This is a genomic window from Rhizobium sp. BK312, assembly GCF_014193605.1.
Classification (GTDB): domain Bacteria; phylum Pseudomonadota; class Alphaproteobacteria; order Rhizobiales; family Rhizobiaceae; genus Rhizobium.
In genome coordinates this window covers 569,103-594,103 of sequence record NZ_JACHZP010000001.1, presented here as the reverse complement: position 1 = coordinate 594,103, position 25,001 = coordinate 569,103, and the positions used below count along the sequence as shown (strand labels likewise).

The window sequence follows — 25,001 nt, the reverse complement described above, 5'->3', positions numbered from 1 at the left end:
TTCCCCAAATCCGTTGGTGTGAACGGTCGTTTTCGATCGTTCGAAAAATTTTGCCAAGCCATAGAGGCACGCGACCGAAAGCCCGCATTTCCGGCGTTTTTACGCTGCAGCGTCGCGCCGGCGTGTCAGTTCTGGGACCAATTCTACAGCGAGCATCGCCGCAAACATTAAGGCGCAGCCGGCATAGCCAAGCGGGCGGATGGTCTCGCCGAGCAGCAAGGCGCCGAGTGAAGCTCCGAACAGTGCTTCCGAAGACAGGAAGATCGCGGCCTGGGGTGCGGTCGTATAACGCTGGCCGATGATCTGCAGCGCAAAAGCCAGGCCGGAGGAAAAGATGCCGACGTACAGGATCTCGCCGAGTGCGGCACTTATATCGGCAATGCTGATTGGTTCGATGACGGCGGCAACCGCGAGAGCGAGAACGGCGGTGACGGCAAATTGCGTGGCCGAAATACCGAGCGGCCGACCGGTTTCGTTGACGGCGGAGCCGGCGAGCGTGATTTGGGCTGCCCAGAAGAGGGCGCAGATCACAGTCAGGAAATCGCCAACGGTAAGGCGCGAGAAGGAGCCCCCCGAGAGCAGGTAGATGCCGCAAAGCGCCATCAAGGCTGCAGGCCAGATGACCCAATGCGGCGAGCGTCGCAGGAAGATAACGGCGATCAGCGGCACGAAGACCACGTAAAGGCCGGTTATGAAACTCGAGTTCGTGACGGTCGTCGTCAGAAGGCCGAGTTGCTGCGTTGCCGCTCCGCCGAAAAGAGCAAGGCCGATCAGCAAAAAGGAGAGCCAGTTGCGAGGCGTCAGGGGCTTCGCAGCCTTCCTGTTTTCCATCCACACGAAGGGCAGGACGACCAGGGTGGCGACGGCGAATCTGAGACCGATGAACCAGAAGGGGCCGATCGCCTTCATCGCTGTCGATTGCGCAACGAAACCGCCACCCCAGATCGCGGCGGCAAGCAGCAACAACAAATTCGCCTGTATGCGAGACATCTGCATCCTGCGGAAAGGGGAGGAAAGAACGAGGCCGACCGTTAGCAGCTGCTTTTGCTTGCGGCAAGGCAGAAAGGCGCAAGAAGCGGAATGCTTCCCGCTAGCTTGCAGCCCTCGAAATCCTCAGGAGCGCACCATCGCTTTCATCCGTCGTTATCAGCAAGGCACCATCGGGCGCGACTATTACATCGCGCATGCGGCCGAATTTTCCCTCAAATATGCGTTCCTGTTCGATGATCTTGCCTTTGCCGTCCTGGCTTAGCCGTGAGAGCAGCTCGAACTTCAACGCCGTGACGAGAAAATCGCCATTCCACTCGGGAAACATCTTGCCGCGATAGACGGCAATGGCGCCGGGCGCGATCGAAGGATCCCAATAGAAGCGGGGCTGCTCCATGCCGGCGTTTGCGGTTCCGATGCCGATCTTGGTGCCGTTATAATTGACGCCGTAGGAGATGACTGGCCAGCCGTAATTCTTGCCGGCTTCGGGCGTGTTGATCTCATCGCCGCCCCTGGCGCCATGCTCGGCCGTATAGAGCCTGTTTGTCTGGCTGTCGAAAGTGATGCCCTGCGGATTGCGATGGCCCTTCGACCAGATTTCGGGTAAAGCGCGCTTGCCGTCCTTGAACGGATTGTCGGCGGGGATGCTGCCGTCGGCGCCGATGTGAATGATGGAGCCGGCGTCGTCGTGAAAGTCCTGAGCTCGATCCTGTTGGCCGCGATCGCCGAGGCTGACGAAGAGGCTGCCGTCGCGGGCAATTGCGATGCGCGAACCATACTGGATATTGCCGCGCGACAGCTTGTTCATCAGGAAGATGCGCTTCACATCGGTCAGCCGCGTTTCGTCCGGCGATAGTCTGGCGCGAAAGACGGCTGTGCCGCTTCCGCCGTCGCCTGCCACGGAGGCCGTCAAATAGAGGGTGCGATTGCTGGCGAAGTTCGGATTAAGGGTTATATCGAGGAGGCCACCCTGACCATGCGCGTAAACTTCGGGCACGCCTGATATAGGGCCTGAGACCTTGCCGTCGCGGATAAGGCGAATGCGGCCGGGCCGCTCGGTCACGAGATAGGCGCCATCCGGCAGCACTTCGACGGCCCAGGGGTGATCAAGCCCCGTCGCGACTGTTTCGACTTTGACATCAACCTTTTGCGTCTTGAAAGTCTGCACCGGTTCGGCAAGCACCGATGTTGCGGTGAGCAGAGCGCCGGCCATCAAGGCGATGGAGAAACCCGTTCTGCCTAATCCCGTTCTGGCGCCGCGCATCTTTTCGACCTCCCCATAGGCTCGCTTTTGGAAGGTGGGACCGTTCGGTTGCCATTCAAGGCGGATCGCGGAACCGATAACGTCATTGTGTTCCTGCCTTCGGCGAAAGGACGTTTTTGGATCTGCCGATCTCGTCGGCAGGCGAAAGCATTTCCCACGCAAGAGCTATTCGACTGAAGGCGCGAGAGGCCGATGTCGAAGAAGTGTCTGATCCATATAGGAAATTCCCACCATCTTCAGAGTTTGATTCAGGTGCTTCGCGTGATGATTCAAGTTGAGAGGGGTTGGAGATGCCGGGCTACGGCCGATCTAACCTTGGCGAAAGGGGCGTGTGGTCTCTTGGGCAGGCTTCTAGCCGGATAAAAAAGCTAGCGCGCACGGCGCGGAAAGCCATGAAATAAAGCCACTGTGACGCCTTTGTGCTTGAAACGTCGGTCCATATTCGACATAGAGCTTAGCGCAGAAATCTGGTCCACAGGCTTTCTGCCATTTTCAACCGAATAGGACCGATCACCATGGCCTTTCTTGCCGACGCTCTTTCCCGTGTAAAGCCTTCTGCCACCATCGCCGTTTCCCAGAAAGCGCGCGAGCTGAAAGCAAAAGGACGCGACGTGATCGGCCTCGGTGCCGGTGAGCCCGATTTCGATACGCCCGATAATATCAAGACGGCGGCCATCGACGCGATCAACCGCGGCGAGACGAAGTACACGCCGGTCTCCGGCATTCCGGAACTGCGCAAGGCGATCGCCACCAAGTTCAAGCGCGAGAACAATCTCGATTATACGTGGGAGCAGACGATCGTCGGCACCGGCGGCAAGCAGATCCTGTTCAACGCCTTCATGGCGACGCTGAACCCGGGCGATGAAGTCATCATCCCGACGCCTTACTGGGTTTCCTACCCGGAAATGGTGGCGCTGTGTGGCGGCACGCCGGTTTTCGTCGCAACCACGCAGGCCAACAGCTTCAAGCTACAGCCGGACGACCTCGAAAAGGCGATCACGCCGAAGACCAAGTGGTTCATGTTCAACTCGCCGTCCAACCCGTCGGGCGCCGCCTACACGCATGCCGAGCTGAAGGCGCTGACGGACGTGCTGGTCAAGCATCCGCATGTCTGGATCCTGACCGACGACATGTACGAGCACCTGACCTATGGCGAGTTCAAGTTCGCCACCCCGGTCGAAGTCGAGCCGAGCCTCTACGACCGCACGCTGACGATGAACGGTGTCTCGAAGGCCTATGCCATGACCGGCTGGCGTATCGGCTATGCCGCCGGCCCGCTGCAGCTGATCAAGGCCATGGACATGATCCAGGGTCAGCAGACCTCGGGCGCAACCTCGATCGCGCAGTGGGCTGCCGTCGAAGCGCTGAACGGTCCGCAGGACTTCATTCCGCGCAACAAGAAGATCTTCGAAGGTCGCCGCGATCTCGTCGTGTCGATGCTAAACCAGGCGAAGGGCATTTCCTGCCCGGTTCCGGAAGGCGCCTTCTACGTCTATCCGTCCTGCGCCGGCCTGATCGGCAAGACGGCTCCGACCGGCAAGGTCATCGAGACGGACGAGGATTTCGTCTCCGAGCTGCTGGAATCGGAAGGCGTTGCTGTCGTCCACGGCTCGGCTTTCGGCCTCGGCCCGAACTTCCGCATCTCCTACGCGACCTCGGAAGAGCTGCTTGAGGAAGCTTGCCGCCGCATCCAACGCTTCTGCGGCGCCTGCAAGTAAGCGGCTAGCGATAGCTTACATGGAAAGCCCGCCAGAGATGGCGGGCTTTTTCGTATTCAGGCTGCCGGTTTCGGCTTCATCAACTGATTCAACTGTTTCGCAATTTGAATCCGATCATCGGCGTAAGTCCCTGAAATCAGAGTCAAAGGCCGAGCGCCGTCAGCATGATGAAGGTGGCGAAGAGAATGAAATGGGTCATCCCCTCGATGGCGTTGGTTTCGCCGTCGTTTAGGTTGATGGCTGCAACGATCAGCGTAATCATCACCATGACCGTCTGCACCGGCGACATCGCCATGATGAAGGGCTGGCCGGTATAGAGCGCAATCGCCTCCATGACCGGCACCGTCAGGATCACGGTCGACAGCGAGGCGCCAAGGGCGATGTTGACAGTCGCCTGCATGCGGTTTCTGAGGGCTGCCCGCAGAGCCGTCAGAATTTCGGGTGCAGCGGAGATGGCGGCAACGACTATCGCGGCGATGGCGGGCGGAGCGCCAGTGCCCTTGAGACCAGTATCCATGAAGGCCGACATGAATTCGGCGAGCGTACCGATCAGGACGACCCCGATCAGGATTGTCACGATCGAAGTCGCCGTGGAGTCCTCTTCATGATGTTCTTCAGCCTCGGTAGCTGCGAGCTTCTTTTCCGTGCGCGGATAGCTATAGCTGAAGAAATAGCTGTGCCGGCCGACTTGCATGCGCAGGAACAGCGCATAGAGGGCGATCATCGCAACGATGGTGAAGGCGGAATAATAGTGCCATTTCGCGTCCGGTATGAATTCCGGCACGATCATCGAAATGCCCATGGCAGTCAGGATCATCACGCCATAGGTCCGGCTGGAATCGTCATTATAGGGCTGTTCGCCATGCTTCAGCCCGCCGAGAAGGGCGGCGAGGCCGAGGATGCCGTTGATATCGAGCATGACGGCGGCGTAGATCGTGTCGCGCACCAGCGTCGGCGAACTCTCGCCGCTCATCATGATGGCAAGGATGATAACTTCGACGGCAACGGCGGAAAGGGTGAGGATCATCGTGCCGTAGGGATCGCCGACCTTGACGGCGAGCGTCTCGGCATGATGGGCGACGCGCATGGAGGCCAGCACAATGGTTGCGATCAATGCCGCGGCTGCGATCATTGATGCGCCCTGGCCCATTTCCAGAATGGAATGCTCGCCGACATAGGCGCCAACGGCAACTATCAATGCCACCAGCAGGTTTCTTTCCTGCTTAAACCACTTTGCTATGAGCACTTTCCCACCTCTGCGCCGATTCACGGTTGCACTCTAAAGCAAGGAGTTCGCACATCAAGCTTGCGGGAAGAGGGCGAAATTTGCAGTTAACGCGGTTTAATGGAATACTGCGCGGATAGGTCTGCCCAACCACAACGCCGCGGCATCCTCGAATCCGTCTCAGATGCACGCGATCCCGCCGGCGACATCCGGTTCGAAGGTCTTGGCAGATGAGAAGGAGGGTCTGAATGGTCAAGGTCGTTTACGAAATCGTGCCGCATGACGGTGGGTGGGCTTATCGCTTCCGTGATGTTTATTCGGAAGCGTTTCCAACACATTCCGAGGCGGTGGAGGCCGCCAGGATCGTGGCCGCGGAACAGCAGATCGGGGGAGACTCAGCCGAAATCAGCTGGCAGGACGAGAGCGGCAAGTGGCATGAGGAATATGCCGACGGCGGTGACCGACCGGAAACGGAAGTCATCGATGGCCAGGTGCATTTCCCGCCGATCGATACTGCTCCTGGCGCTTAGCCTTTCGGCTTCTTTAACGCCTTTTCTATAATCGCGTCGACGAAGCGACGCTTTTCGGCGGTGTAGTGATCGCCATCATGGCGATGGAGTTCGGCCAGCTCCACTTTCAGCGCAGTATAGGCTGCTGCTTCTGCCGGGTGGGTCCGAAGATAATCGCGAAAGATCAAACGTCGTTCGTGTGTTCGGTTGTCCGGTGGGCAGAGATAAATTCGTTCCGGCGGCTTGCCGTCGCGCCGCATGAAAGCCCAGACATCGTCGTCATAGCGATTGCCGCGCGGTTCGTAATTCTCCCCTAGAAGAATCTGGGTCGCCGGCGGTACATCGGCTGAGCTGCGCAGGATGATGTCGATATCGATGAGCGGTTTTGCGGCAATCCCGGGAATTGACGTACTGCCGATGTGCTCGATCGCCATGACATAGGGCGCCAGCAATCGCTGAAGCTTATCACGGATGCGCTCGAAATCCTCTGGCCAGCGCCGATCGTATGGCACCAGTTCCACCGCTGTTGCCATGGTCAAGATCCATTATCCACGCTGTTTTCCTTGATATAATCAAGCAACCCCATCACCAGCCCATCGAATGTCACGCGGCAGCGTGGCGATGTCTTCAGGTTTTCGTGCATGACGATCCAGGTGTCGATCTCGACCTTGATCTCCGGCAACAGCTGCACGAGGGCTGGATCGCGGCTTGCCAGGGGGATTTGAAGGAAGCCGATGCCGATGCCGGCGCGCAGGGCGTTATGCAGAGCAATGCTGTGATCGGAACGAAAGCTGAAGGAAATGCCTTCGAGCACAGGATAACGCTTCGTCATCATGCGGATATAGGCAGTCTGGCGATCGAAGCCTATGAGCTTGTGCCGGCCCAGTTCCCCGACGGTTTCGGGCTTGCCGTACCGCTCGATATAGCTGCGATGGGCGAAGAGGCCGAGAGAGATGATGCCGATGTGCCGAGCGAGCAATGCTTCTTGCGCGGGCGCGACCATGCGCACGGCGATATCGGCCTCACGCTGCAGCAGATCCTCCACCGTATCGGAGGCCGAAAGCTCTACGATCAGATCGGGATATCCTGCCTGCAGCTTGGCAAGGATCGGCGGCAGCACTTCGGCGCCGATGACCTCGCTCGCGCTGATGCGCACCGTGCCGCTGACCTTATCCTTCGAGCCGGAGGCCGCGCGCAGCAGTGCCGCAGCTGTGCTGGCCAAAGTCTCGGCATAGGGTTTCAAAACCATAGCGGCATCGGTGGGCAGCAGCCCCTGTTGCGAACGCGTGAACAGTTCTGCGCCGACCGATTGCTCCAATGCAAGGATATGACGGCCGACCGTCGGCTGTGTCAGGCCCAGTTCGCGGGCAGCGGCTGATAGCGAGCCGTGTTCCAGCGCGGCAAGAAAGGTACGATAGAAATCCCAGCTTGGTTCAGTGAGTTTTGTCATACATTTATGTATAACATCTGCAGATTTTTCGGCAATTTCGTTTATCGCCGATACCAAGCATAGTCAGCCCATCGAAACCGATGGAGATGACGATGAGCAACCAGACAGAGAATACGAAAACGGCCCTGGTACTCGGCGCGACTGGCGGCATTGGCGGTGCTGTCGCGCAAGGACTTGCCCTTCGCGGCTGGCGCATCCGGGCGCTGAACCGCAATGCGGCCGAGGCGGCTCGCCGCCAGCCGGATTTCGACTGGTTCCAGGGCGATGCCATGCAGGCGGATGATATTCTGAAGGCGGCGCAAGGTGCGGATGTCATCGTGCATGCGGTCAACCCGCCCGGCTATCGCAATTGGGGCAAGGTGGTCCTGCCGATGCTCGACAACACCATTGCCGCCGCCAAGGCGGTCGGTGCACGGATCGTGCTGCCAGGTACGGTCTATAATTTCGGCCCCGATGTTTTCCCGATTGTCACGGAAGACAGCGCGCAGCGGCCGAAGACCCGCAAGGGCGCCATCCGTGTGCAGATGGAGCGGCGTCTGAGGGCAGCGGCAGAGCAGGGCGATAGCCCTGTCATCATCGTTCGCGCCGGCGATTTCTTCGGGGGCGCGCGCGCCAACAGCTGGTTTTCTCAAGCCATGGTGACGCCGGGTAAACCGATCACTTCGATGACCTATCCGGGCAAACGCGGCGTCGGCCATCAATGGGCCTATCTGCCCGATGTTGCCGAAACCATGATCCGGCTGATCGAGGAAGGCGACGAGCTGCCGGCCTTCGCCGTCTATCATATGCGCGGTCATTGGGATGGAGACGGCAGACAGATGATCGAAGCCGTACAGCGCGTGGTTGGACACAAGGTGAAGGTGAAATCGTTTCCCTGGTGGATAGTACCGCTAGCCTCTCCCTTCGTGACATTCATGCGAGAACTGCGCGAGATGAGCTATCTCTGGGATGTGCCGCTGGAGATGCGGAACGACAGGCTGGTGGCTGTGCTTGGCGAGGAACCGCATACGCCGATCGATGAGGCGGTGAGAGCAAGCCTTGTATCGATCGGTTGCCTGCAAACTGCGTGAATGGCTCGTTTCACTCGCTTCAGAAGCCGATATGGAGAGCCCCCGCAACATAGGTTGCGAGGGCTCTTTGTCGAAAGCGCACTCTGGCTGAGAAGCCCCAATTAGGCTGCTTCTTCGAGCGTCGGATAGTCGGCGTAACCCTTGGCGCCGCCGCCATAGAGCGTTGCCTGGTCCCATTGGGCGAGCGGCGCATTTTCCTTCAGGCGACGGACAAGATCCGGATTCGAAATGAACGGCTTGCCGAAGGCAACGACATCAGCCTTGCCGCTCTCGACAGCTTCGATCGCCATTTCGCGGGTATAGGCATTGTTGAGCATCCAGCCGGCCGTGCCGCCTGCAGCCTTATAGGCCGCGTGCAGCGCGTCGTAGTCGAAGGGCAGGAAGTCGCGCTTGCCGCCGGTTTGGCCTTCGACGACATGGATATAGGCAAGGCCGTATTTCGCCAGGCCTTCGACGACCTGGGTGAATAGCTGTTGGGGAGCCGGGTCGCTGGCATCGCCAGAGGGCGTGACGGGAGAAATGCGGATTGCCGTGCGGCCAGCGCCCACTTCCTTGGTGACCGCATCGACCACTTCGAACAGGAAGCGGGTACGGTTCTCGATCGAGCCGCCATACTGGTCGGTGCGATCGTTGATATCGCCGCGCAGGAACTGGTCGATCAGGTAGCCGTTGGCGCCGTGGATTTCGACGCCGTCGAAACCGGCATCGATGGCGGCGCGAGCGGCCTTGCGATAATCTTCAACGATGCCCGGAATTTCCGAGGTTTCCAGGGCGCGTGGTTCGGAAACATCGGCAAAACTGCCGGTGCCGTCGCTATTGACGAGATAGGTCTTGGAGTTTTCAGCGCGCCTGGAGGTCGAGGAGACCGGCTTGCCGCCGTTCGGCTGCAGGGTTGTGTGGGAGATGCGACCGACATGCCACATCTGGACAACGATCTTGCCGCCATTGGCGTGCACGGCTTCCGTCACTTTCTTCCAGCCGTCCAGCGCTTCCTTGCTGTAAAGGCCGGGAACATTGGCATAGCCTTGACCTTGATGGGTGATTGCCGTTGCCTCGGTGATGATCAGGCCCGCGGTCGCCCGCTGGGCATAATATTTGACGTTCAGATCGTTCGGCACGGCATTCGGCGAGCGATTGCGCGTCAGGGGCGCCATGACGATGCGGTTGGCGATGGAGATATCACCAAGCTTCGTCGGTTCGAACAGTTTGGTCATGGGCAGTCCTTTCTTTTGGGGGAGGGAGAAATCAGTAAGAGGCGACCGCCAAGGCCGGGAACCTATGTGTTAAGGTAGTCGCTTCTTGGGGAAGATCGCGGCGGTTGCGAAGGACGTGAGCACGGGTGCAGGGAGAGCAACCCACATTTTCAGAGTTCCTTCTCCATGGCCGCGAGGAATTCGGCGATTGTTTCCTCGTTGCGCTTGTAGAAAATCCACTGGCCGAGGCGCCGGGTCGTCACCAGGCCGGCACGGTGAAGCGTGCCGAGGTGGGCCGAGACGGTGGATTGCGAGAGACCGCACCGCTCAAATTGGCTGGCGCAGACACCAAGCTCCAGCGGATGTTCCTGCGTCGGAAAATGGGCTTCCGGATCTTTCAAGTGGTTGAGGATTTCGAGCCGGGCCGGATTGGCCAACGCCTTCAATATCTCGTTTTTGTCCATGGTGCTTACCAGCAATATCGAATAATTACGATCTATGTATCGATGATTTTCGATATATCAAGGGTGACGCCGAATATTATTTTCGGCAAGGCTGCCGACATGCGTGCTTAGAAATTGGGCAAAAAAAGAGGGCCACCGGTATGAACCAGGGCCCTTATAGGTGTGAAGGTCAAAACCTCCAGAGGGGAACAGCCAATGCGGTGGAACTGGGAGGAAAAGCCACCGTGTGCATCAGCTGTGTGCGTTATGATGTTAATTTGTGCAGTGCGCAATGCTTTTTTGTGCATGGCAGTTATGCGTTTGGCGTGTCTGGGACAAAAGAGCAAAAAAAAGGGCCTCCGGAGTAAACCAGGGCCCTATAGGTATGAAGGTCAAAAACCTCCAGAGGGGAACAGCCAATGCGGTGGAACTGGGAGGAAAAGCCACCGTGTGCATCAGCTATGTGCGATATGGTAGTTAAATGTGCAGGCTTCAACTCTCATTTGTGCATATCAGCTATGCATCATATGCGCGGCTCGTATGCTAGTCCTAAAAAGAGTTGGTTATCAGTGACTTACCTTCGTCAGAAATTCCAGTTGCGCGCTTTCGCGACGATAAAATCACGGAAAACCTTGAGCTTGGCCGCATTCTTCATTTCGTCCGGATAGCAGAAATAGGTGTCGAAGGACGGCACGTCTGCATTGATCGCGAGTTGAATAAGGCCTGGGTCGCGGCCGACGATATAATCGGGCAGTACTGCGATGCCAATGCCAAGCAGGCAGGCGCGCTTGATTGATGTCTGGCTGTTGATCTGCAGATGCGGAGCGCGCTTGTTGTCGGATGAGCGGCCGGCAATCTCGAGCCAATTGACATCCAGCAGGTAGTTCGGTGCCGGTTCGCCGAAGCTGATGATGCGATGCTCGTCCAGATCCTCGACCGACTGCGGCTCGCCGTAGCGGTTGATATAGGAGGGGGCGGCATAGACGTGCATATGCACGGTAAAGAGCTTGCGCTGGATCAGATCCGATTGCTGCGGCTGGCGCAGACGGATGGCGCAATCGGCGTGACGCATGTTCACGTCCAGCTCCTCATTGTCGAGAATGAGCTGGATCGACATGTCAGGATAAAGCTGCAGGAATTCCTGGATCTTGTCGGTGAGCCAGCCCTGGCCGAGGCCAACGGTCGTCGTCACCCGCAGTTTGCCGCTTGGCTTGTCGGTCGTCTCGGTCAATTGCATCTTGACCGTTTCGAGCTTCAGCAAAACGTCGTGAGCGGTGCGATAAAGCAGCTCGCCCTGTTCCGTCAGGATGAGGCCGCGCGCATGGCGGTGGAAGAGTTTTATGCCGACATCCTGCTCGAGAGCGCTGACCTGGCGGCTGATGGCGGATTGGGACAAATGCAACTTGTCTGCCGCATGCGTGAACGAACCCGCTTCGGCAGCCGCGTGAAAGATACGCAGCTTGTCCCAATCCAATGGCATGCCGTTTCCCCTCATCGGCTGCATCACTCCGCAGCCACGGCGACGGGCATGTGCCCAGTCAGATAGCGTTCCGCTTCAAGTGCGGCCATGCAGCCCATTCCTGCTGCCGTGATTGCCTGCCGGAACGTATCGTCGGTCACATCACCGGCCGCATAGATGCCTTCGACGTTGGTCGCGGTCGAATCCGGTGCGGTCCAGAGATAACCATTGTCCTTAAGCTTCAATTTGCCCTTGAAGAGCTCGGTCGCCGGCGCGTGGCCGATGGCAACGAAGACACCGTCGATCGGCATCTCCGTGATGGCGCCAGTGCGCGTATCGCGCAGGCGCGCGCCCGTGACGGATGGCGGCATCGGCGGCTTGGCCGGCGTCCCGGTGATCTCCGCGACCTCAGTGTTCCAGAGAATCCTAACGTTTTCCTTGGCGAACAGGCGCTCCTGCAGGATCTTTTCCGAACGGAAAGTATCGCGGCGATGCACCACCGTCACCGATTTGGCGATGTTGGAGAGATAGAGTGCTTCCTCGACAGCGCTGTTGCCGCCGCCAACCACGATCACATCCTTGTTGCGATAGAAGAAGCCGTCACAGGTGGCGCAGGCGGAGACGCCGAAGCCCTGGAAATGCTGTTCACTCTCGATACCCAGCCATTTCGCCTTGGCGCCGGTGGCAATGATGAGAGTGTCGGCGGTCCAGACCTGACCGCTGTCGGTATGGGCAACGAAAGGACGCTTGCTGGTATCGACTTCGGTCACGAGGTCGTTGACGATCTCGGCGCCGACATGCTGGGCCTGCTGCAGCATCTGCTCCATCAGCCACGGACCCTGGATCGGATCGGCAAATCCCGGATAATTCTCGACATCGGTCGTGATCATCAGCTGGCCGCCCTGTTCGAGACCGGCGATCAGAACGGGCTGCAGCATCGCGCGCGCGGCATAAACCGCTGCGGTGTAGCCGGCTGGGCCGGAACCGATGATGAGCACCTTCGTGTGGCGGGCAGGCATAGTCAGTCCTTTCAATTCGGCGATTGCGAAACCGCGGCCTCAAGCGCGCAAAACAGGCGATTTCGCGATCCGCGCTTCATTTATGATTGCCTTATGCATTTATTCAAGGGCAGCCTTGCATTACACACAGAGCAAATCCGCTTTGTGTTAGAATCAACTACGCGGGAGAAACTTTCTTGCGTATTTTCCAGCCTTATATAGAAGCTGGCGAGGGGGAATTAAAGAAAGGCAAAAAAGTGCTTCGCGCTGAGCTCGATGCTATCGATATCAAGATTCTGCGGGAACTCCAGCGGGACGGACGCATGACCAACGTCGAGCTCGCGGACAGGGTCGGCATTTCGGCGCCACCATGCCTGCGCCGCGTGCGCAAATTGGAAGAGGCTGGTGTCATCGAAGGCTATCACGCCATGCTGAACAGCCCGAAACTGGGCTTCGATCTCGTGGCTTTCTGCATGGTCGGCCTCAAGCATCAGTCGGAAGCGAATCTCAAGGCTTTTGCCAGCGCAACCTCGGCTTGGCCGCTGGTTCGACAGGCTTGGATGGTGTCCGGCGACAGTGATTTCCTGCTGCATTGCGTTGCGGAAAATCTCACCCGTTTCCAGGATTTCGTCATCGAAGTCCTGACGGCGAATGAACATGTCGATACCGTGCGCACCATGCTGACCATCCGACAGGTCAAGAAACTCGGCTTGGTGGAGCTCTAGGCGAATGGCGGATCGCCCCTGGCATCGGTCGCTGATCAAAACCGGCGTGCGCCTCTTTCTGGGCGGCTCGCGGGCTCATGTGCAGGACTGGTTTCCGGGGCTCAGCATCGTCCGCAGCCAGAATGTCAGCGAGGTGCTTTACCGCGGCGTCAAGGTTGCAAGCCTTGCCGGCATGGATCGTCTGCGCGAACGCTGCGGCGATGCGGTCTACATCGTCGGATCAGGCCCATCGATTCGCAATAGCGATCTGAGCGGCCTGGAATTCCGCAGTGCCATTCTTTTGAATGGTGCCATCCGCTTGTCTGGCGACCGGATCGCCGAGCCTTTGGCAATTGCAGTCGAGGATGAGCGTTTTGTCTGGCGGCATCTCGATATGCTGCGCGAGAAGGTGGCGCCGGGTTCGCTTTGCCTGTTTTCCGTGGCGGTGCTGCGTGCACTCTGCGAGATCGACAAAAGCTGGCTGGCGGACAAGACGATCATCCTAATCGACGATATCCGCAAGCCCTATGGCGCGCGCCGCCGCTCCCTCGACGATCTCAAAAAACTGCAATATGTGCGATTGGATGCTGAGGGTTCGGCGGGTTTTTCGCTCTCGCCGGATCGCGGAGTTTTTCTGGGCGGATCCGTTGCCGTATCGGCGCTGCAATTTGCTCTTTACTGCGCAAAGCATCAAGTCGGCTTTCTGGGGATCGATATCTCCAATGCCGGAGAACCCCGCTTTTACGAGACCGCCGGAGATACAGCTTTTTCCGGCATTGCACGCGCTGAGGCCCGCATTATCGAGCATCTCGTACTTGCCCGGCAAATCGCTGCCGAGCGCGGCGTCTCTTTCGTCAACTATTCCCGTGTTTCGGCGTTGCTGAAATATGATTTTGGTTACGACGACAGGTTCGCATTGAAGCCGCAGGCGTGATCTTGCTGACGCCAGCAAGACCGGCGGGCCTGCTTTGAAATTAGGGTCGATGGAATGAAGCTTATGCGCTGGCTGAAACCCAAGGCGTCCGACGCCAAGAAGCTGTCCATTGATCCGCCCGAGCCAAGGGCAGGACGCCATGGCATCGCCATTGCCGCCTGTGTGAAGAACGAGGCTCGTTATATCGAGGAATGGGTGCGCTTCCACCAAGCGGTCGGCATTCGTCACTTCTATATCTATGATAATGGATCGACGGATGAGACCTGCTCGCTTCTTCGAAGCCTACTCTCTGAAGATGCGTTGACGATTGTTCCCTGGGCCGGGCGCATGCGCGATGCGGCGACATCGGCGGTACTGAACGGCCAGGTCATTACCTTCGCGCATGCCATCCTGAATTTTGGCGGTGACTACCGCTGGATGGCGTTTATCGATGTGGACGAATTCCTCCTGCCGAAGGAGGCTGCGACGGTCGAGCAGGCGTTGGAAGCCGTTGGCGATTTCCCGAATGTCTCGCTGCCCTGGCATATGTTTGCGACCAGCGGCCATGAAACGCCGCCGGACGGACCGTTGACGTGGAATTATACGATGCGCGGCGCCGATCCAATGACGACGAAGGAAAACGTCAGCAATTTCAAGTGTATCGTCGATCCATGTGAAGTAACCGAAGTCAGTGTGCACCAGTTCCGGACGCAGGCCTACGGGGATCTGACGGCCAATGACGCGGGCAAGCGGTTTACCCGGCGTGCGCGGAAGTCGCCCGAATTCTATTCGAACCGTTTTCTGCAGCTGAACCACTATTATACGAAGTCCCGGCAGGAGCTGATGGAGAAGCTGGCGCGGGGTTGGACCTATGACAGCAGTGCGACGAAATATCGGGACAAGGTCCTGTCCATCGTCAAAAGCATCGAGGAAGACATGGTGGAGGATCGTTCGATGATCGATTTCATCGAGCGCGAGCGCATCGATCTCGGCCGCTGATTGATCCGCTCACTTGTTGGCGACCAGCAGCCGCTTGTAGACGTCGCCGATGGCGGTCGCTTCCTTTTCCAGGGCGAATTCGCTGCGCACATGGCGCACGGCATTTTCTCCCTGATGAAGGGTTTCCTCCGGATTGGCCAGATAGAAGGCGATCGCTCTGGTGAGAGCCTCGCCATCGCCCGCCGGCACCACGGCGCCGGTTTCACCCGGCACGATCATTTCGGCATAGGCGCCGGCATCCGAGGCGACGACGGCGGTGCGGGAAGCCATGGCTTCGAGCGGCGTAAGACCGAAACCCTCGTTGCGGGAAGGGGCGACATAGAGGGTGGCGCGGCGATACCAGGGCTTGATATCGTCGACTTCGCCCATGAAGCGGATGCGATCGGTGAGGCCTGCATCCGCCACCATCTTTTGCAACTGCTCGCCAAAACCGCGATGCTCTGATGTCACGCGGCCGCACACGACGGCTGTCCAGTCCGGATAGCGCGGCAACAGCTCGATCATCGCCTTGACGAAGAGATCCGTGCCCTTCTGATGGCGGACGCGGCCGAAGCAGCCGATCAGATAGGTGCCGGGCAGGCCGGTTGCGGCCATGCGGTCATCAAGCTTTTCCGGCGGATGGAAGCTGTTGAGGTCGACGCCGTGCTGGATGACGGTGTGCGGCACTTCGAGAAAGCTGCCCGAGCGGGTGCTGGTGGCGATCACGGCATCCATGCGGCGGATCAGCCAGCGCGTATAGCCTGTATGGCGGCGCTGGGCGGCCGAGGTAAAGACGAGCTTGAGAGGCATGCGCAGAACGGAGCGCAGCAGCAAACCCGCTAGCATTTCGTTGTTGCGGCGGGCATGCCAAATGCGGACGCGATAGCGGCGCGGCTTCATCCACAGACCGGGCAGGCGGAGCCAGCCGAGCCTTGGCAGGCTCTCCGGCAGGCCGGGGCCGAGTGTGGCGATATGATAGCCGAGCTCGACCTGCTTGGGGATCAGTTGCACGATCGTAGACGTAACGCCGGAAAGCCGGCGTTTGAAGTTCGTTGCTATGATTTCGATCTCACGGAGATCGCTCGCATGCGCTGTCTCGCGATCGCGCACGGGCGATCAGCCCCAAGTGATGGAGAGAATTTCGTAGCCCTTGGCGCCGCCGGGTGCATTGACCTCGATGGAATCGCCGACTTCCTTGCCGATCAGGGCGCGGGCGATCGGGGAGGAGATAGAGATGCGGCCTGCCTTCACGTCGGCTTCCTGGTCGCCGACGATCTGGTAGATCTTCTCCTCCTCGGTGTCTTCGTCGACGAGTTTGACCTTGGCGCCGAACTTGATCTTCGAGCCGGACATCTTGGTGAGATCGATGACTTCGGCGCGCGCCGTCAGATCTTCGAGCTCGGAGATGCGGCCTTCATTATGGCTTTGGGCTTCCTTGGCGGCATGGTACTCGGCATTTTCAGAGAGATCGCCATGGGCGCGCGCCTCTGCAATTGCCTCGATGATTCGCGGGCGCTCTTCCTGCTGACGCCAGCGCAGTTCTTCCTGCAGCTTGACGAACCCGTTCTGCGTCATCGGTACCTTTTCAACCATTTTTCTTGTCCTTCACTCCCTGTGTTGCTCTGCTGCAGACACAAAAGAAAACAGGTCCCGAAGGGGTACTTCGGAACCATCCAGAGCCGTTATTCCCTCATCTATAGCAGATTGCGACAGACGAATGCCAGAAAATTCGAAGGTTTAAGACAAGCTCCTGTTGAAGCCCTTGACCATTCGACCGGCTGGCGGGGCGCAGCGAAGGTGAGCCGGCTATCCCGCTCACGCTCCTGACTACGGAATTAACTGCTTCAGAAATAGCTCTGCAGCGGTTGAACTTCGAGGTTTCCGGCCTTCAGCGCCTTGATCGCCATGGCGGCTGCTTCGGCACCGGCCATGGTGGTGTAGTAGGGCACCTTCTGCATCAGCGTCGCCCGGCGCAGGGACTTCGAATCCGAGATCGCCTTGTTGCTGTCGGTCGTATTGATGACGAGCTGGACCTGACGGTTGCGGATGGCATCCTCGATATGCGGACGTCCCTCAAGCACCTTGTTGATCTTCGTCGCCTCGATGCCGTTTTCGGCGAGGAAGCGCTGGGTGCCGCCGGTTGCGAGCACCTTGAAGCCCTGTTCTGCCAGCATGCGGATGGCTGGCAGCACGCGCGGCTTGTCGTCGTCGCGGACCGAGACAAACACCGTTCCGTCACGCGGTAGCTCCACGCCGGCGCCGAGCTGCGACTTGGCGAAGGCCAGCGCGAAATCCGTATCGAGGCCGATGACTTCGCCGGTCGAGCGCATTTCCGGCCCGAGCAGGGTGTCGACGCCAGGGAAGCGGGCGAAGGGGAAGACTGCTTCCTTGACGGCGATATGCTTCAGCTTGCGCGGATCGGGTTTTTCGCCATAGGCGGCAAAGGTCGCATCCAGCTTTTCGCCGGCCATGACGCGGGCGGCGATTTTGGCGATCGGCGCGCCGATGGTCTTGGCGACGAAAGGTACGGTGCGCGAGGCGCGCGGGTTGACTTCGAGCACGTAGACCGTGTCGTCCTTGATGGCGAACTGAACGTTCATCAGGCCGCCGACATTCAGAGCCTTGGCCATGGCTTTCGCCTGGCGCTCCAACTCGTCGATCATCGCAGGAGAGAGCGTGCGAGGGGGCAGCGAGCAGGCGGAGTCACCCGAATGAATGCCGGCTTCTTCGATATGCTCCATGATGCCGGCAATGTAGACGTCGGTGCCGTCGGAGAGGCAATCGACGTCGACTTCGATGGCGTTCGTCAGATAGCTGTCGAACAGCAGCGGGTTCTTGCCGAGCAACGTGTTGATCTGGCCGGTCTTGTCGTTCGGATAACGCTGCTTGATGTCTTCCGGCACCAGTTCCGGAACCGTGTCGAGCAGGTAGCCCTGCAGCTGGCCTTCCGAATGGAGGATCTGCATGGCGCGGCCGCCAAGAACGTAGGACGGGCGTACGACCAGCGGGAAGCCGATTTCGGAGGCGACGAGGCGTGCCTGTTCGACGGAGTAGGCAATGCCGTTATTCGGCTGGTTGAGATCGAGCTTCATCAGGAGCTTCTGGAAGCGGTCACGATCTTCGGCAAGGTCGATCGCATCAGGCGCAGTGCCGAGGATCGGGATACCGTTCTTTTCCAGCGCTTCGGCGAGCTTCAGCGGGGTCTGGCCGCCGAACTGGACGATGACGCCAACGACTTCGCCCTTTTCCTGCTCCGCACGCAAGATCTCGATGACATCTTCGGCCGTCAGCGGCTCGAAATAGAGACGATCCGACGTGTCGTAGTCGGTCGAAACCGTTTCCGGGTTGCAGTTGATCATGATGGCTTCATAACCGGCATCCTTCAGCGCGAAGGCGGCATGGCAGCAGCAATAATCGAATTCAATGCCCTGACCGATTCGGTTCGGGCCGCCACCGAGGATGACGACCTTCTTGCGGTCGGAAACCTGGGCCTCGGAGCGGGCAGCGCCGACGAAGGGCGTTTCATAGGTCGAGTACATGTAGGCCGTCGGCGAGGCGAATTCGGCGGCGCAGGTATCGATGCGCTTGAAGACCGGGCGGACATTCAGAGAATTACGGAGTTCGGCGACTTCCTTCGGGCGCTTGCCGGCCAGCGTCGCGAGACGGGCGTCGGAGAAGCCCATGGCCTTCAGCATGCGCAGATTGGCGGCATCCTGCGGCAGGCCGTGCTCACGAATGCGGCTTTCCATGTCGACGATGTTCTTCAGCTGCTCAAGGAACCAGGGGTCGATCTTGCAGCCTTCATGCACCTCTTCGACGCTCATGCCCTGGCGCAGCGCCTGGGCGACCATGCGCAGGCGATCGGGCGTCGGCGTGCCGATGGCGGCGCGAATGGCGTTGCGGCTGCCTTCGCCTTCCTCTACGCCGGGAATTTCGATCTCGTCCAGGCCCGTCAGGCCGGTTTCGAGACCACGCAGAGCCTTCTGCAGCGATTCCGCGAAGGTACGGCCAATCGCCATGACTTCGCCGACCGACTTCATCGCCGTGGTTAGAACCGGGGATGCGCCGGGGAACTTTTCAAAGGCGAAACGCGGGATCTTGGTGACGACATAGTCGATTGACGGCTCGAAAGATGCTGGGGTTGCGCCGCCGGTGATATCGTTTTCGAGTTCGTCCAGGGTGTAGCCGACGGCGAGCTTGGCTGCGATCTTGGCGATCGGGAAGCCGGTTGCCTTCGAGGCCAGCGCGGAGGAGCGCGATACGCGCGGGTTCATCTCGATGACGACCAGGCGGCCGTCCTTCGGGTTGACGGCAAACTGTACGTTCGAGCCGCCGGTTTCGACGCCGATCTCGCGCAGAACCGCGATCGAGGCGTTGCGCATGATCTGATATTCCTTGTCCGTCAGCGTCAGAGCCGGAGCGACGGTGATCGAATCGCCGGTATGAACGCCCATCGGGTCGATGTTTTCGATCGAGCAGATGATGATGCAGTTGTCCGCCGTGTCGCGGACCACTTCCATCTCGAATTCCTTCCAGCCGAGCACCGATTCTTCGATCAGCACTTCCGTGGTCGGCGAGGCATCGAGGCCGCCGCCGACGATTTCGAAGAATTCCGAGCGGTTGTAGGCGATGCCGCCGCCGGTGCCGCCAAGCGTGAAGGACGGACGGATGATGGCGGGCAGGCCGACATGGTCGAGCGCCTGGGCGGCAATTGCCATCGCGTGGCTCATATAGCGCTGCTTGCGGTCGCTTTCGCCGAGGTTCCACTGATTTTCCAGTTCGTCGAGCGCCTTGTCGAGCTCGGTGCCGGTAAGCTGCGCCTTCAGCTTACCGCGCTCGGCCTCGTGGGTCTTGCGGTCGGCATCCTTAATGTCTGTGGCGTTTGCCAGCATGGAGCGCGGCGTTTCCAGGCCGATGCGGGCCATGGCTTCGCGGAAGAGGGCGCGGTCCTCGGCCATGTCGATCGCGGCGGGCTTGGCGCCGATCATCTCGACATTGTAGCGGTCGAGCACGCCCATGCGCTTCAGCGACAGCGCGGTATTGAGTGCGGTCTGGCCGCCCATGGTGGGCAGCAGCGCGTCAGGGCGCTCCTTGGCGATGATCTTGGCGACGACCTCGGGCGTGATCGGTTCGACATAGGTCGCATCCGCCAGGCCCGGATCAGTCATGATCGTTGCCGGATTGGAGTTGACGAGGATGACGCGGTAGCCTTCCTCTCGGAGCGCCTTACAGGCCTGCGTGCCGGAATAGTCGAATTCGCAAGCCTGTCCGATAACAATCGGTCCTGCACCGATAATGAGGATCGATTTGATATCTTGGCGCTTCGGCATGGGCTCACATCCATTTTTTCGTTGCGCCAAAAACCGGCCAGGGTGGGAGATCACCGGCCGGGGGCGCTATGGGCAATATTTTCAGGCTAGAAGCGGCTTATAGGCAAATGTATTTGCAAACGGAACCCCATAAATGGCGGAATCGACATGAATTCTGCCAAGATCGCCCAGGGGCGGTTAAATGATATGCCAAATGGGAAAGCGTGACAGCGACGGGACCCTCGTTGATCGGCTAACCCTCAATATAATGTGGTACGAAGCGGGACGTGTCACGGGTGATGGGTGTATCATCCTCGCGAATGCCGATGCCCGCTGGCTGGCCGGCGACAACCCAGGAGCCGATGACAGTCCAATCGTCGCCGAAACGGGGGAGCAAGTGCATCGCCTGCCTTATATATCCTTCTTCACCGTACGGCCCTTCAACCTGGTATATGCCGGCACCGGCTTCGTGATTGACGAGCGTTACATTAGCACCCTCGCGCGATAGCAGCGGCTTGCGGACATATCGTTCGTCGAGATCGCTAATGCGCGTATCGTCCTCGAAATAGGCGGGCAGAAGGTTTTCGTGGCCGGGGAACATATCCCATAGAACCGGTAGCAGTCCCTTGTTGGACAAGGTCAGTTTCCACAGCGGCTCAATGACACGCGTCGGGGTGAGCGGCAGATGGCGGCCGAAAGGTTCGCGCACCATGTCTTCGAGGGGATAGAGCTTGAACAGGCAGTCGATGGGCTCATCCTGAAGGTCGATCAGCCGATGCTCATCGTCGACGCCGATATCCGGCATGGCGATGAGCTTCGCCTTGCAGCCGGCCTGAGCGGCGCAGTCGACAAGATAGTTCAACGTCACGAGGTCTTCTTCGGATTCCAGCATGCCGGCAAAGTGCATGTGCCCCGAAGGTGCCGCAAGAATACGTATGGCATCGATCAGTCGTTCGTGCACCGAATTGAATTGGTCTGCCGAGGAGGGAAGTTCGCCGCGCTGCTTCATATCTTCCAACCAGCGCCACTGAAAAACAGCACTTTCGAATAGACTGGTCGGTGTATCGGCATTGAATTCAAGAAGCTTTGCCGGACCGTTCCCGTCATAAGAAAGGTCGAAACGGCCGTAGAGGTCATGCTCGTGATTGCGCCAGGAACGCTGTACAGCATCATGATAGGCCGAGGGAATGGCCATCCGGCGCATCAATTCCTCGTCCGAGGCGATCCTTTCGACCGCCGCATAGCACATTTCCAGCAATTCGGCCGAGGGAGCCTCAAGCCTCGTTTCGATTTCCTCGAGAGTGAAAACATAGGCATGCCGCTCGTCCCAGTAGCGCTCACCATACATGGAATGGATGGTAAAGCCGCAGGCTTCGGCGTCGGCCTTCCAATCCGGCCGTTCGTTCATCACTACGCGTTTCATTCGTTCACCCATCAGCCCGAAAGATGGAAGCCACGAAAGCCCCAACCACCGCGTTCTACTGCTCCGCTCGAACGGCTGGCACGTTCGGAGGATTTTCCCCAAGAGCCACCGCTACCGCCGCCACCGGAAGAAGACGATTGTGTGTTGTCGTCTTTTCTTTCAGCATATTTCGTTTTTCCAAGCAGCATGCCATTGGCAAGGCTTCGTCCGGTCGCCGTTCGAAAGTCGGTACTCCCAAACGGCTGATATAGCGCCTTCGTATCAAACGATCTGGCGGCGCTGCCGACGAGATAACCGGCCAGGAGGGGAATGAAGTGACCCATACCGGACTGATGCGTGCTTGTCGTTGGCTGACAATTGTTGACGCCATAGTCCTTTTCGCAGTTTGCGGCTGTTTCATAGGCAGGTGCATTCTGCTGGCGTTCCACTTCGGCCGAGGCAAAGCCAGATCGACATTCATCAGCGGAAAAGACTTTACCCGCAATGCAGGCATTGACGTCTTTGTAAATTTGAACCCTATCCTCCTTCTCGCCACAGCTCGTCAATGCCGCTGTTCCCATGAGCAGCAAAGACACACTCATCGATCGCTTCATAAAACCCCCTGCGCGGTACGCGTTAAGGCCCCACATCGTTCAGGATCGCCTGACGGCATCGCGGTTGTCCGCTTATGTAAGAGATACAACGTGAAGAATGTGGGCGCGAAATCTGAGTTAGGTGCAAATCGTCCGCATTTAAAGAATGCGGACGCAAGTTAGGCCGATTTTTTTAAATCAATGGTTGTGACCGTAAAGAATATCTTTCCAACTTTCATAAGTCGCATTGACTCTATGTATTTGGAGAGAGCTGTCTTTGCCTCCGGTCCGCCCCGGCAGAAGCGGTGGTAATCCGGCAGCCATCAGCCGAAACGACGCCGAACGGCTTCCGCATAAGAGCGGCTGACTGGCATCTCCATTCCGTCGCGTGCGACGACGAAAAGCTTGCCGTTGTCGCGTTTGAGGCCGGCAACATGATCCGCCGCGACCCAGTGTGATCGATGGAGGCGGATACCCTCGGTATTGCCGATTTCCATCAGGGCATCGCTGAAGCGCAGCAGGATGAGTTCACGGCCACGTGCCGTCACGACCTCCGTGTAGTGGTCGCGAACGGTAAGCCTTATCAGCGCTCCACGGTTTTCCGGCTTCAAACGCGAGAGAATCGGAGGTTGCGGTATTCCGGGCCGAATCTCAGGTGCGGAGGCGGATATCGTCTTCGCTTCCGCGAGATCTGTTCCTCCGGCTGCGATCGCTATCTGCCGATGCATGGTCATATAGGAGAGAATGCAGAAGAGGGCGCAGAGGGGTATGGATCCGATGGACTGATGCAGGCTGCCGGCTACCGTGGGCCATGTGCCGAAGAATGCGAAGTCGATGAGCGCGATGCCGAAGCCGATCGGCAATGCAGCGACGACTGAACCGATCATCATCCTGGCGAACATGCTTGCTATTTGCCCGCGCAGCAGGATCTCGGCGACGATGGAGAAGACGATCGCGATCGACCACGCCATGGCGTGCAGCGCAAGCCAGTAGCCCAGTCTTGCTCCCGGCATCAGCCGGTCAAGAGTGCCGTACGGTCCGGTCAGGGCAAAGATCAGGACGATCGTGACGAAGGTCGCCCAGAAGCGCGGTGAACGCTGGATGACCTGCAATTCGCGAAGCGTGGACTGCAGAAAGGTGTGATCCACGAAGATGTCTCGTTCTTTCGCGCAATTTCGGTTGAGAGAACGACACTATCACGGAAAGGCTCGATAAACTCAACCGGATAGAAATCATGACGTTCGAGCCGCTTCTTGATGCACCAATTGCGATCCAGATCCATGTCGCGGCGGTCGTCCCGGCCGCATTGCTGGGGGCCTATCTTCTCGCAAGGCCGAAGGGGACGCCGATACACCGGGTGCTCGGCAAGATATGGCTGGCTCTCATGGCCGTCACGGCGCTCTCGAGCTTCTTCATTCATCAGATCAACATGTTTTACGGCTTCAGCCCGATCCACCTGCTCTCCCTTTTCGTTCTCTTCGGTTGCTGGGGAGCGATTGCCAATGCCCGCAAACATGATATCGGCGCGCATAAACGCATTGTCAGAGGCCTTTACTTCGGTGGCATCGTGGGTGCCGGAGCTTTTACCTTTCTTCCGGGGCGGATCATGAGCAAGGTGGCCTTCGATGGCGATGAAATGGCGCCGTTTCTGGTGGCGGCGGGTATAGTCATCGCGCTTTTATGGCTGATGTCCAAAGAAATATGGCAGCGCCGCCGTTTAAGCTAATGTTCTGTCGATAGCCAACTGGCTTTGTTACACTTCCTGGATATATAAATACCTCAAGGGACTTTGATTTTAGGCATCGCCAGGAGGTGCACTATGGATTGGAAGGGGCGTCGGCAATCCGACAATATTGAGGACGAACGCGGCTCATCACCGATGAGCGGCGGCGGTGGCGGCGGCTTTCGATTTCCGGGTGGAGGGATTGGCGGCGGCGGTTTGAGCTTCCGCACCATTATCGTCCTTATCGTGATCTTCCTGATCCTGAGGGCCATGGGCGTCGATGTCATCGGCCTACTGCAGCAAAGCGGCATGCTGGAGGGTGGCGGCTCCGGATATCAGCAGAGCACTTCCAACAATAGTAGCGGCGGGCAGCCGGCCAATGACGAGATGAAGCAGTTCGTCGCGACCGTTCTTGCCGATACGGAGGACACCTGGACCGGCATCTTCAAATCGATGGGCCAGACCTATACGGATCCGAAGCTCGTGCTGTTTTCCGGCAGCTTCCCTTCGGCTTGCGGTCAGGCTTCGGCGGCGACCGGCCCCTTCTATTGCCCGAGCGATCAGAAGGTCTATCTCGACATGGCCTTTTTCCAGCAGATGAAGGACCAGTTCGGTGCATCCGGCGATTTCGCGCAAGCCTATGTGATCGCACATGAGGTCGGCCACCATGTCCAGGACCTGCTCGGAATCCTGCCGAAGTTCAACCAGGCCCGCCGCACCATGAGCGAAGTGGACGCCAACAAGATGTCGGTGCGCATCGAACTGCAGGCCGATTGCTTTGCCGGAATATGGGGCAAGTTCACGCAACAGAAGGGGATCCTGCAGGCCGGCGATCTCGAAGAGGCGCTGAACGCGGCGCAGCAGATTGGTGATGACACGCTACAGAAGCGCACGCAGGGCTATGTCGTTCCCGACAGCTTCAATCATGGCACTTCGGCGCAACGCATGAAGTGGTTCAAGCAGGGCTTCGATTCCGGCAAGCTCTCGGATTGCGATACGCTGAACAATCCAGTCTGATCTTGCTTGCCCGCTGCCGTGATGCCGGCGAGCGGGCAAGCCTTTC

Annotated in this window: 23 protein-coding genes; 8 read left to right on the top strand and 15 right to left on the bottom strand. The window is 58.7% G+C overall.

Features of this window, described 5'->3' with window-relative positions; translation table 11 throughout:
- Nucleotides 1–99 precede the first annotated feature (99 nt).
- Both FHT85_RS02855 and FHT85_RS02850 read right to left on the bottom strand, forming a co-directional pair.
- Nucleotides 100–990: a DMT family transporter gene (locus FHT85_RS02855; protein WP_112411610.1), complete on the bottom strand. Its 891-nt coding sequence runs from the start codon at nt 988–990 to the stop codon at nt 100–102.
- Nucleotides 991–1,090: 100 nt separating this feature from the next.
- Nucleotides 1,091–2,251, bottom strand: a complete 1,161-nt coding sequence (locus FHT85_RS02850; RefSeq protein WP_112411747.1) for a PQQ-dependent sugar dehydrogenase — start codon at nt 2,249–2,251, stop codon at nt 1,091–1,093.
- A 515-nt stretch (nt 2,252–2,766) separates the two neighbouring features.
- On the opposite strand from FHT85_RS02850, the gene FHT85_RS02845 reads away from it, so the two are divergent.
- Nucleotides 2,767–3,969 (top strand): pyridoxal phosphate-dependent aminotransferase, encoded by a 1,203-nt coding sequence (locus FHT85_RS02845; RefSeq protein WP_112411611.1) that lies wholly within the window; start codon nt 2,767–2,769, stop codon nt 3,967–3,969.
- A 142-nt stretch (nt 3,970–4,111) separates the two neighbouring features.
- Here FHT85_RS02845 and FHT85_RS02840 read toward each other — a convergent pair whose 3' ends face one another.
- Nucleotides 4,112–5,173 carry a calcium:proton antiporter gene (locus tag FHT85_RS02840; RefSeq protein ID WP_112411612.1) on the bottom strand — a complete coding sequence of 354 codons (1,062 nt, stop codon included), beginning with the start codon at nt 5,171–5,173 and terminating at the stop codon, nt 4,112–4,114.
- A gap of 269 nt (nt 5,174–5,442) precedes the next feature.
- Between FHT85_RS02840 and FHT85_RS02835 the strand changes: the two genes are divergently transcribed.
- A complete protein-coding gene (locus FHT85_RS02835; protein ID WP_015340586.1) occupies nt 5,443–5,724 on the top strand; it encodes a DUF2188 domain-containing protein in 282 nt (93 codons plus the stop codon).
- Here the strand turns inward: FHT85_RS02835 and FHT85_RS02830 are convergent.
- Nucleotides 5,721–6,242: a GrpB family protein gene (locus FHT85_RS02830; RefSeq protein WP_405047984.1), complete on the bottom strand. Its 522-nt coding sequence runs from the start codon at nt 6,240–6,242 to the stop codon at nt 5,721–5,723. The genes FHT85_RS02835 and FHT85_RS02830 overlap by 4 nt on opposite strands.
- Nucleotides 6,239–7,153 (bottom strand): LysR family transcriptional regulator, encoded by a 915-nt coding sequence (locus FHT85_RS02825; RefSeq protein WP_112411613.1) that lies wholly within the window; start codon nt 7,151–7,153, stop codon nt 6,239–6,241. The genes FHT85_RS02830 and FHT85_RS02825 overlap by 4 nt, the downstream gene beginning before the upstream one ends.
- A 92-nt stretch (nt 7,154–7,245) precedes the next feature.
- On the opposite strand from FHT85_RS02825, the gene FHT85_RS02820 reads away from it, so the two are divergent.
- Complete coding sequence (locus FHT85_RS02820; protein WP_246779867.1) at nt 7,246–8,223, top strand: SDR family oxidoreductase; 978 nt, start codon at nt 7,246–7,248, stop codon at nt 8,221–8,223.
- 101 nt (nt 8,224–8,324) lie between these two features.
- Here FHT85_RS02820 and FHT85_RS02815 read toward each other — a convergent pair whose 3' ends face one another.
- The 4 genes from FHT85_RS02815 to trxB form a co-directional block, all read right to left on the bottom strand.
- Nucleotides 8,325–9,437, bottom strand: coding sequence for an alkene reductase (locus FHT85_RS02815; RefSeq protein WP_112411615.1), 1,113 nt, complete (start codon nt 9,435–9,437; stop codon nt 8,325–8,327).
- Nucleotides 9,438–9,586: 149 nt separating this feature from the next.
- On the bottom strand, nt 9,587–9,880 hold the full coding sequence (locus FHT85_RS02810; protein ID WP_112334342.1) for an ArsR/SmtB family transcription factor: 294 nt from the start codon (nt 9,878–9,880) through the stop codon (nt 9,587–9,589).
- Nucleotides 9,881–10,442: 562 nt separating this feature from the next.
- Nucleotides 10,443–11,339 carry a LysR family transcriptional regulator VtlR gene (locus FHT85_RS02805; protein ID WP_015340580.1) on the bottom strand — a complete coding sequence of 299 codons (897 nt, stop codon included), beginning with the start codon at nt 11,337–11,339 and terminating at the stop codon, nt 10,443–10,445.
- A gap of 23 nt (nt 11,340–11,362) precedes the next feature.
- The gene (gene trxB, locus FHT85_RS02800) at nt 11,363–12,337 is read right to left on the bottom strand and encodes a thioredoxin-disulfide reductase (RefSeq protein ID WP_112334343.1); all 975 of its coding nucleotides are present in this window, start codon (nt 12,335–12,337) and stop codon (nt 11,363–11,365) included.
- Between the two features lie 236 nt (nt 12,338–12,573).
- Between trxB and FHT85_RS02795 the strand changes: the two genes are divergently transcribed.
- The 3 genes from FHT85_RS02795 to FHT85_RS02785 all read left to right on the top strand — a co-directional run bounded on the left by FHT85_RS02795 (nt 12,574) and on the right by FHT85_RS02785 (nt 14,932).
- Nucleotides 12,574–13,041 (top strand): Lrp/AsnC family transcriptional regulator, encoded by a 468-nt coding sequence (locus FHT85_RS02795; RefSeq protein ID WP_015340578.1) that lies wholly within the window; start codon nt 12,574–12,576, stop codon nt 13,039–13,041.
- Nucleotides 13,042–13,045: 4 nt separating this feature from the next.
- Nucleotides 13,046–13,954 (top strand): glycosyl transferase, encoded by a 909-nt coding sequence (locus FHT85_RS02790; protein ID WP_112399061.1) that lies wholly within the window; start codon nt 13,046–13,048, stop codon nt 13,952–13,954.
- Nucleotides 13,955–14,017: 63 nt separating this feature from the next.
- On the top strand, nt 14,018–14,932 hold the full coding sequence (locus FHT85_RS02785; RefSeq protein ID WP_112411749.1) for a glycosyltransferase family 92 protein: 915 nt from the start codon (nt 14,018–14,020) through the stop codon (nt 14,930–14,932).
- 9 nt (nt 14,933–14,941) lie between these two features.
- Here FHT85_RS02785 and FHT85_RS02780 read toward each other — a convergent pair whose 3' ends face one another.
- The 6 genes from FHT85_RS02780 to FHT85_RS02755 form a co-directional block, all read right to left on the bottom strand.
- Nucleotides 14,942–16,021 (bottom strand): glycosyltransferase family 4 protein, encoded by a 1,080-nt coding sequence (locus FHT85_RS02780; RefSeq protein ID WP_112411616.1) that lies wholly within the window; start codon nt 16,019–16,021, stop codon nt 14,942–14,944.
- A gap of 6 nt (nt 16,022–16,027) precedes the next feature.
- Nucleotides 16,028–16,504, bottom strand: a complete 477-nt coding sequence (gene greA, locus FHT85_RS02775; protein WP_015340574.1) for a transcription elongation factor GreA — start codon at nt 16,502–16,504, stop codon at nt 16,028–16,030.
- A 251-nt stretch (nt 16,505–16,755) separates the two neighbouring features.
- On the bottom strand, nt 16,756–20,241 hold the full coding sequence (gene carB, locus FHT85_RS02770) for a carbamoyl-phosphate synthase large subunit (RefSeq protein WP_112411617.1): 3,486 nt from the start codon (nt 20,239–20,241) through the stop codon (nt 16,756–16,758).
- A gap of 232 nt (nt 20,242–20,473) precedes the next feature.
- Nucleotides 20,474–21,643, bottom strand: coding sequence for a glutathionylspermidine synthase family protein (locus FHT85_RS02765; RefSeq protein WP_112411618.1), 1,170 nt, complete (start codon nt 21,641–21,643; stop codon nt 20,474–20,476).
- An 11-nt stretch (nt 21,644–21,654) separates the two neighbouring features.
- Nucleotides 21,655–22,224, bottom strand: coding sequence for a DUF1190 domain-containing protein (locus FHT85_RS02760; RefSeq protein WP_162709693.1), 570 nt, complete (start codon nt 22,222–22,224; stop codon nt 21,655–21,657).
- Nucleotides 22,225–22,538: 314 nt separating this feature from the next.
- Complete coding sequence (locus tag FHT85_RS02755; RefSeq protein WP_112411619.1) at nt 22,539–23,363, bottom strand: LytTR family DNA-binding domain-containing protein; 825 nt, start codon at nt 23,361–23,363, stop codon at nt 22,539–22,541.
- 86 nt (nt 23,364–23,449) lie between these two features.
- Between FHT85_RS02755 and FHT85_RS02750 the strand changes: the two genes are divergently transcribed.
- A complete protein-coding gene (locus FHT85_RS02750; RefSeq protein WP_112334350.1) occupies nt 23,450–23,941 on the top strand; it encodes a DUF2306 domain-containing protein in 492 nt (163 codons plus the stop codon).
- A 93-nt stretch (nt 23,942–24,034) separates the two neighbouring features.
- Nucleotides 24,035–24,955 (top strand): neutral zinc metallopeptidase, encoded by a 921-nt coding sequence (locus FHT85_RS02745; RefSeq protein WP_112334351.1) that lies wholly within the window; start codon nt 24,035–24,037, stop codon nt 24,953–24,955.
- The last annotated feature ends 46 nt before the right edge of the window (nt 24,956–25,001 follow it).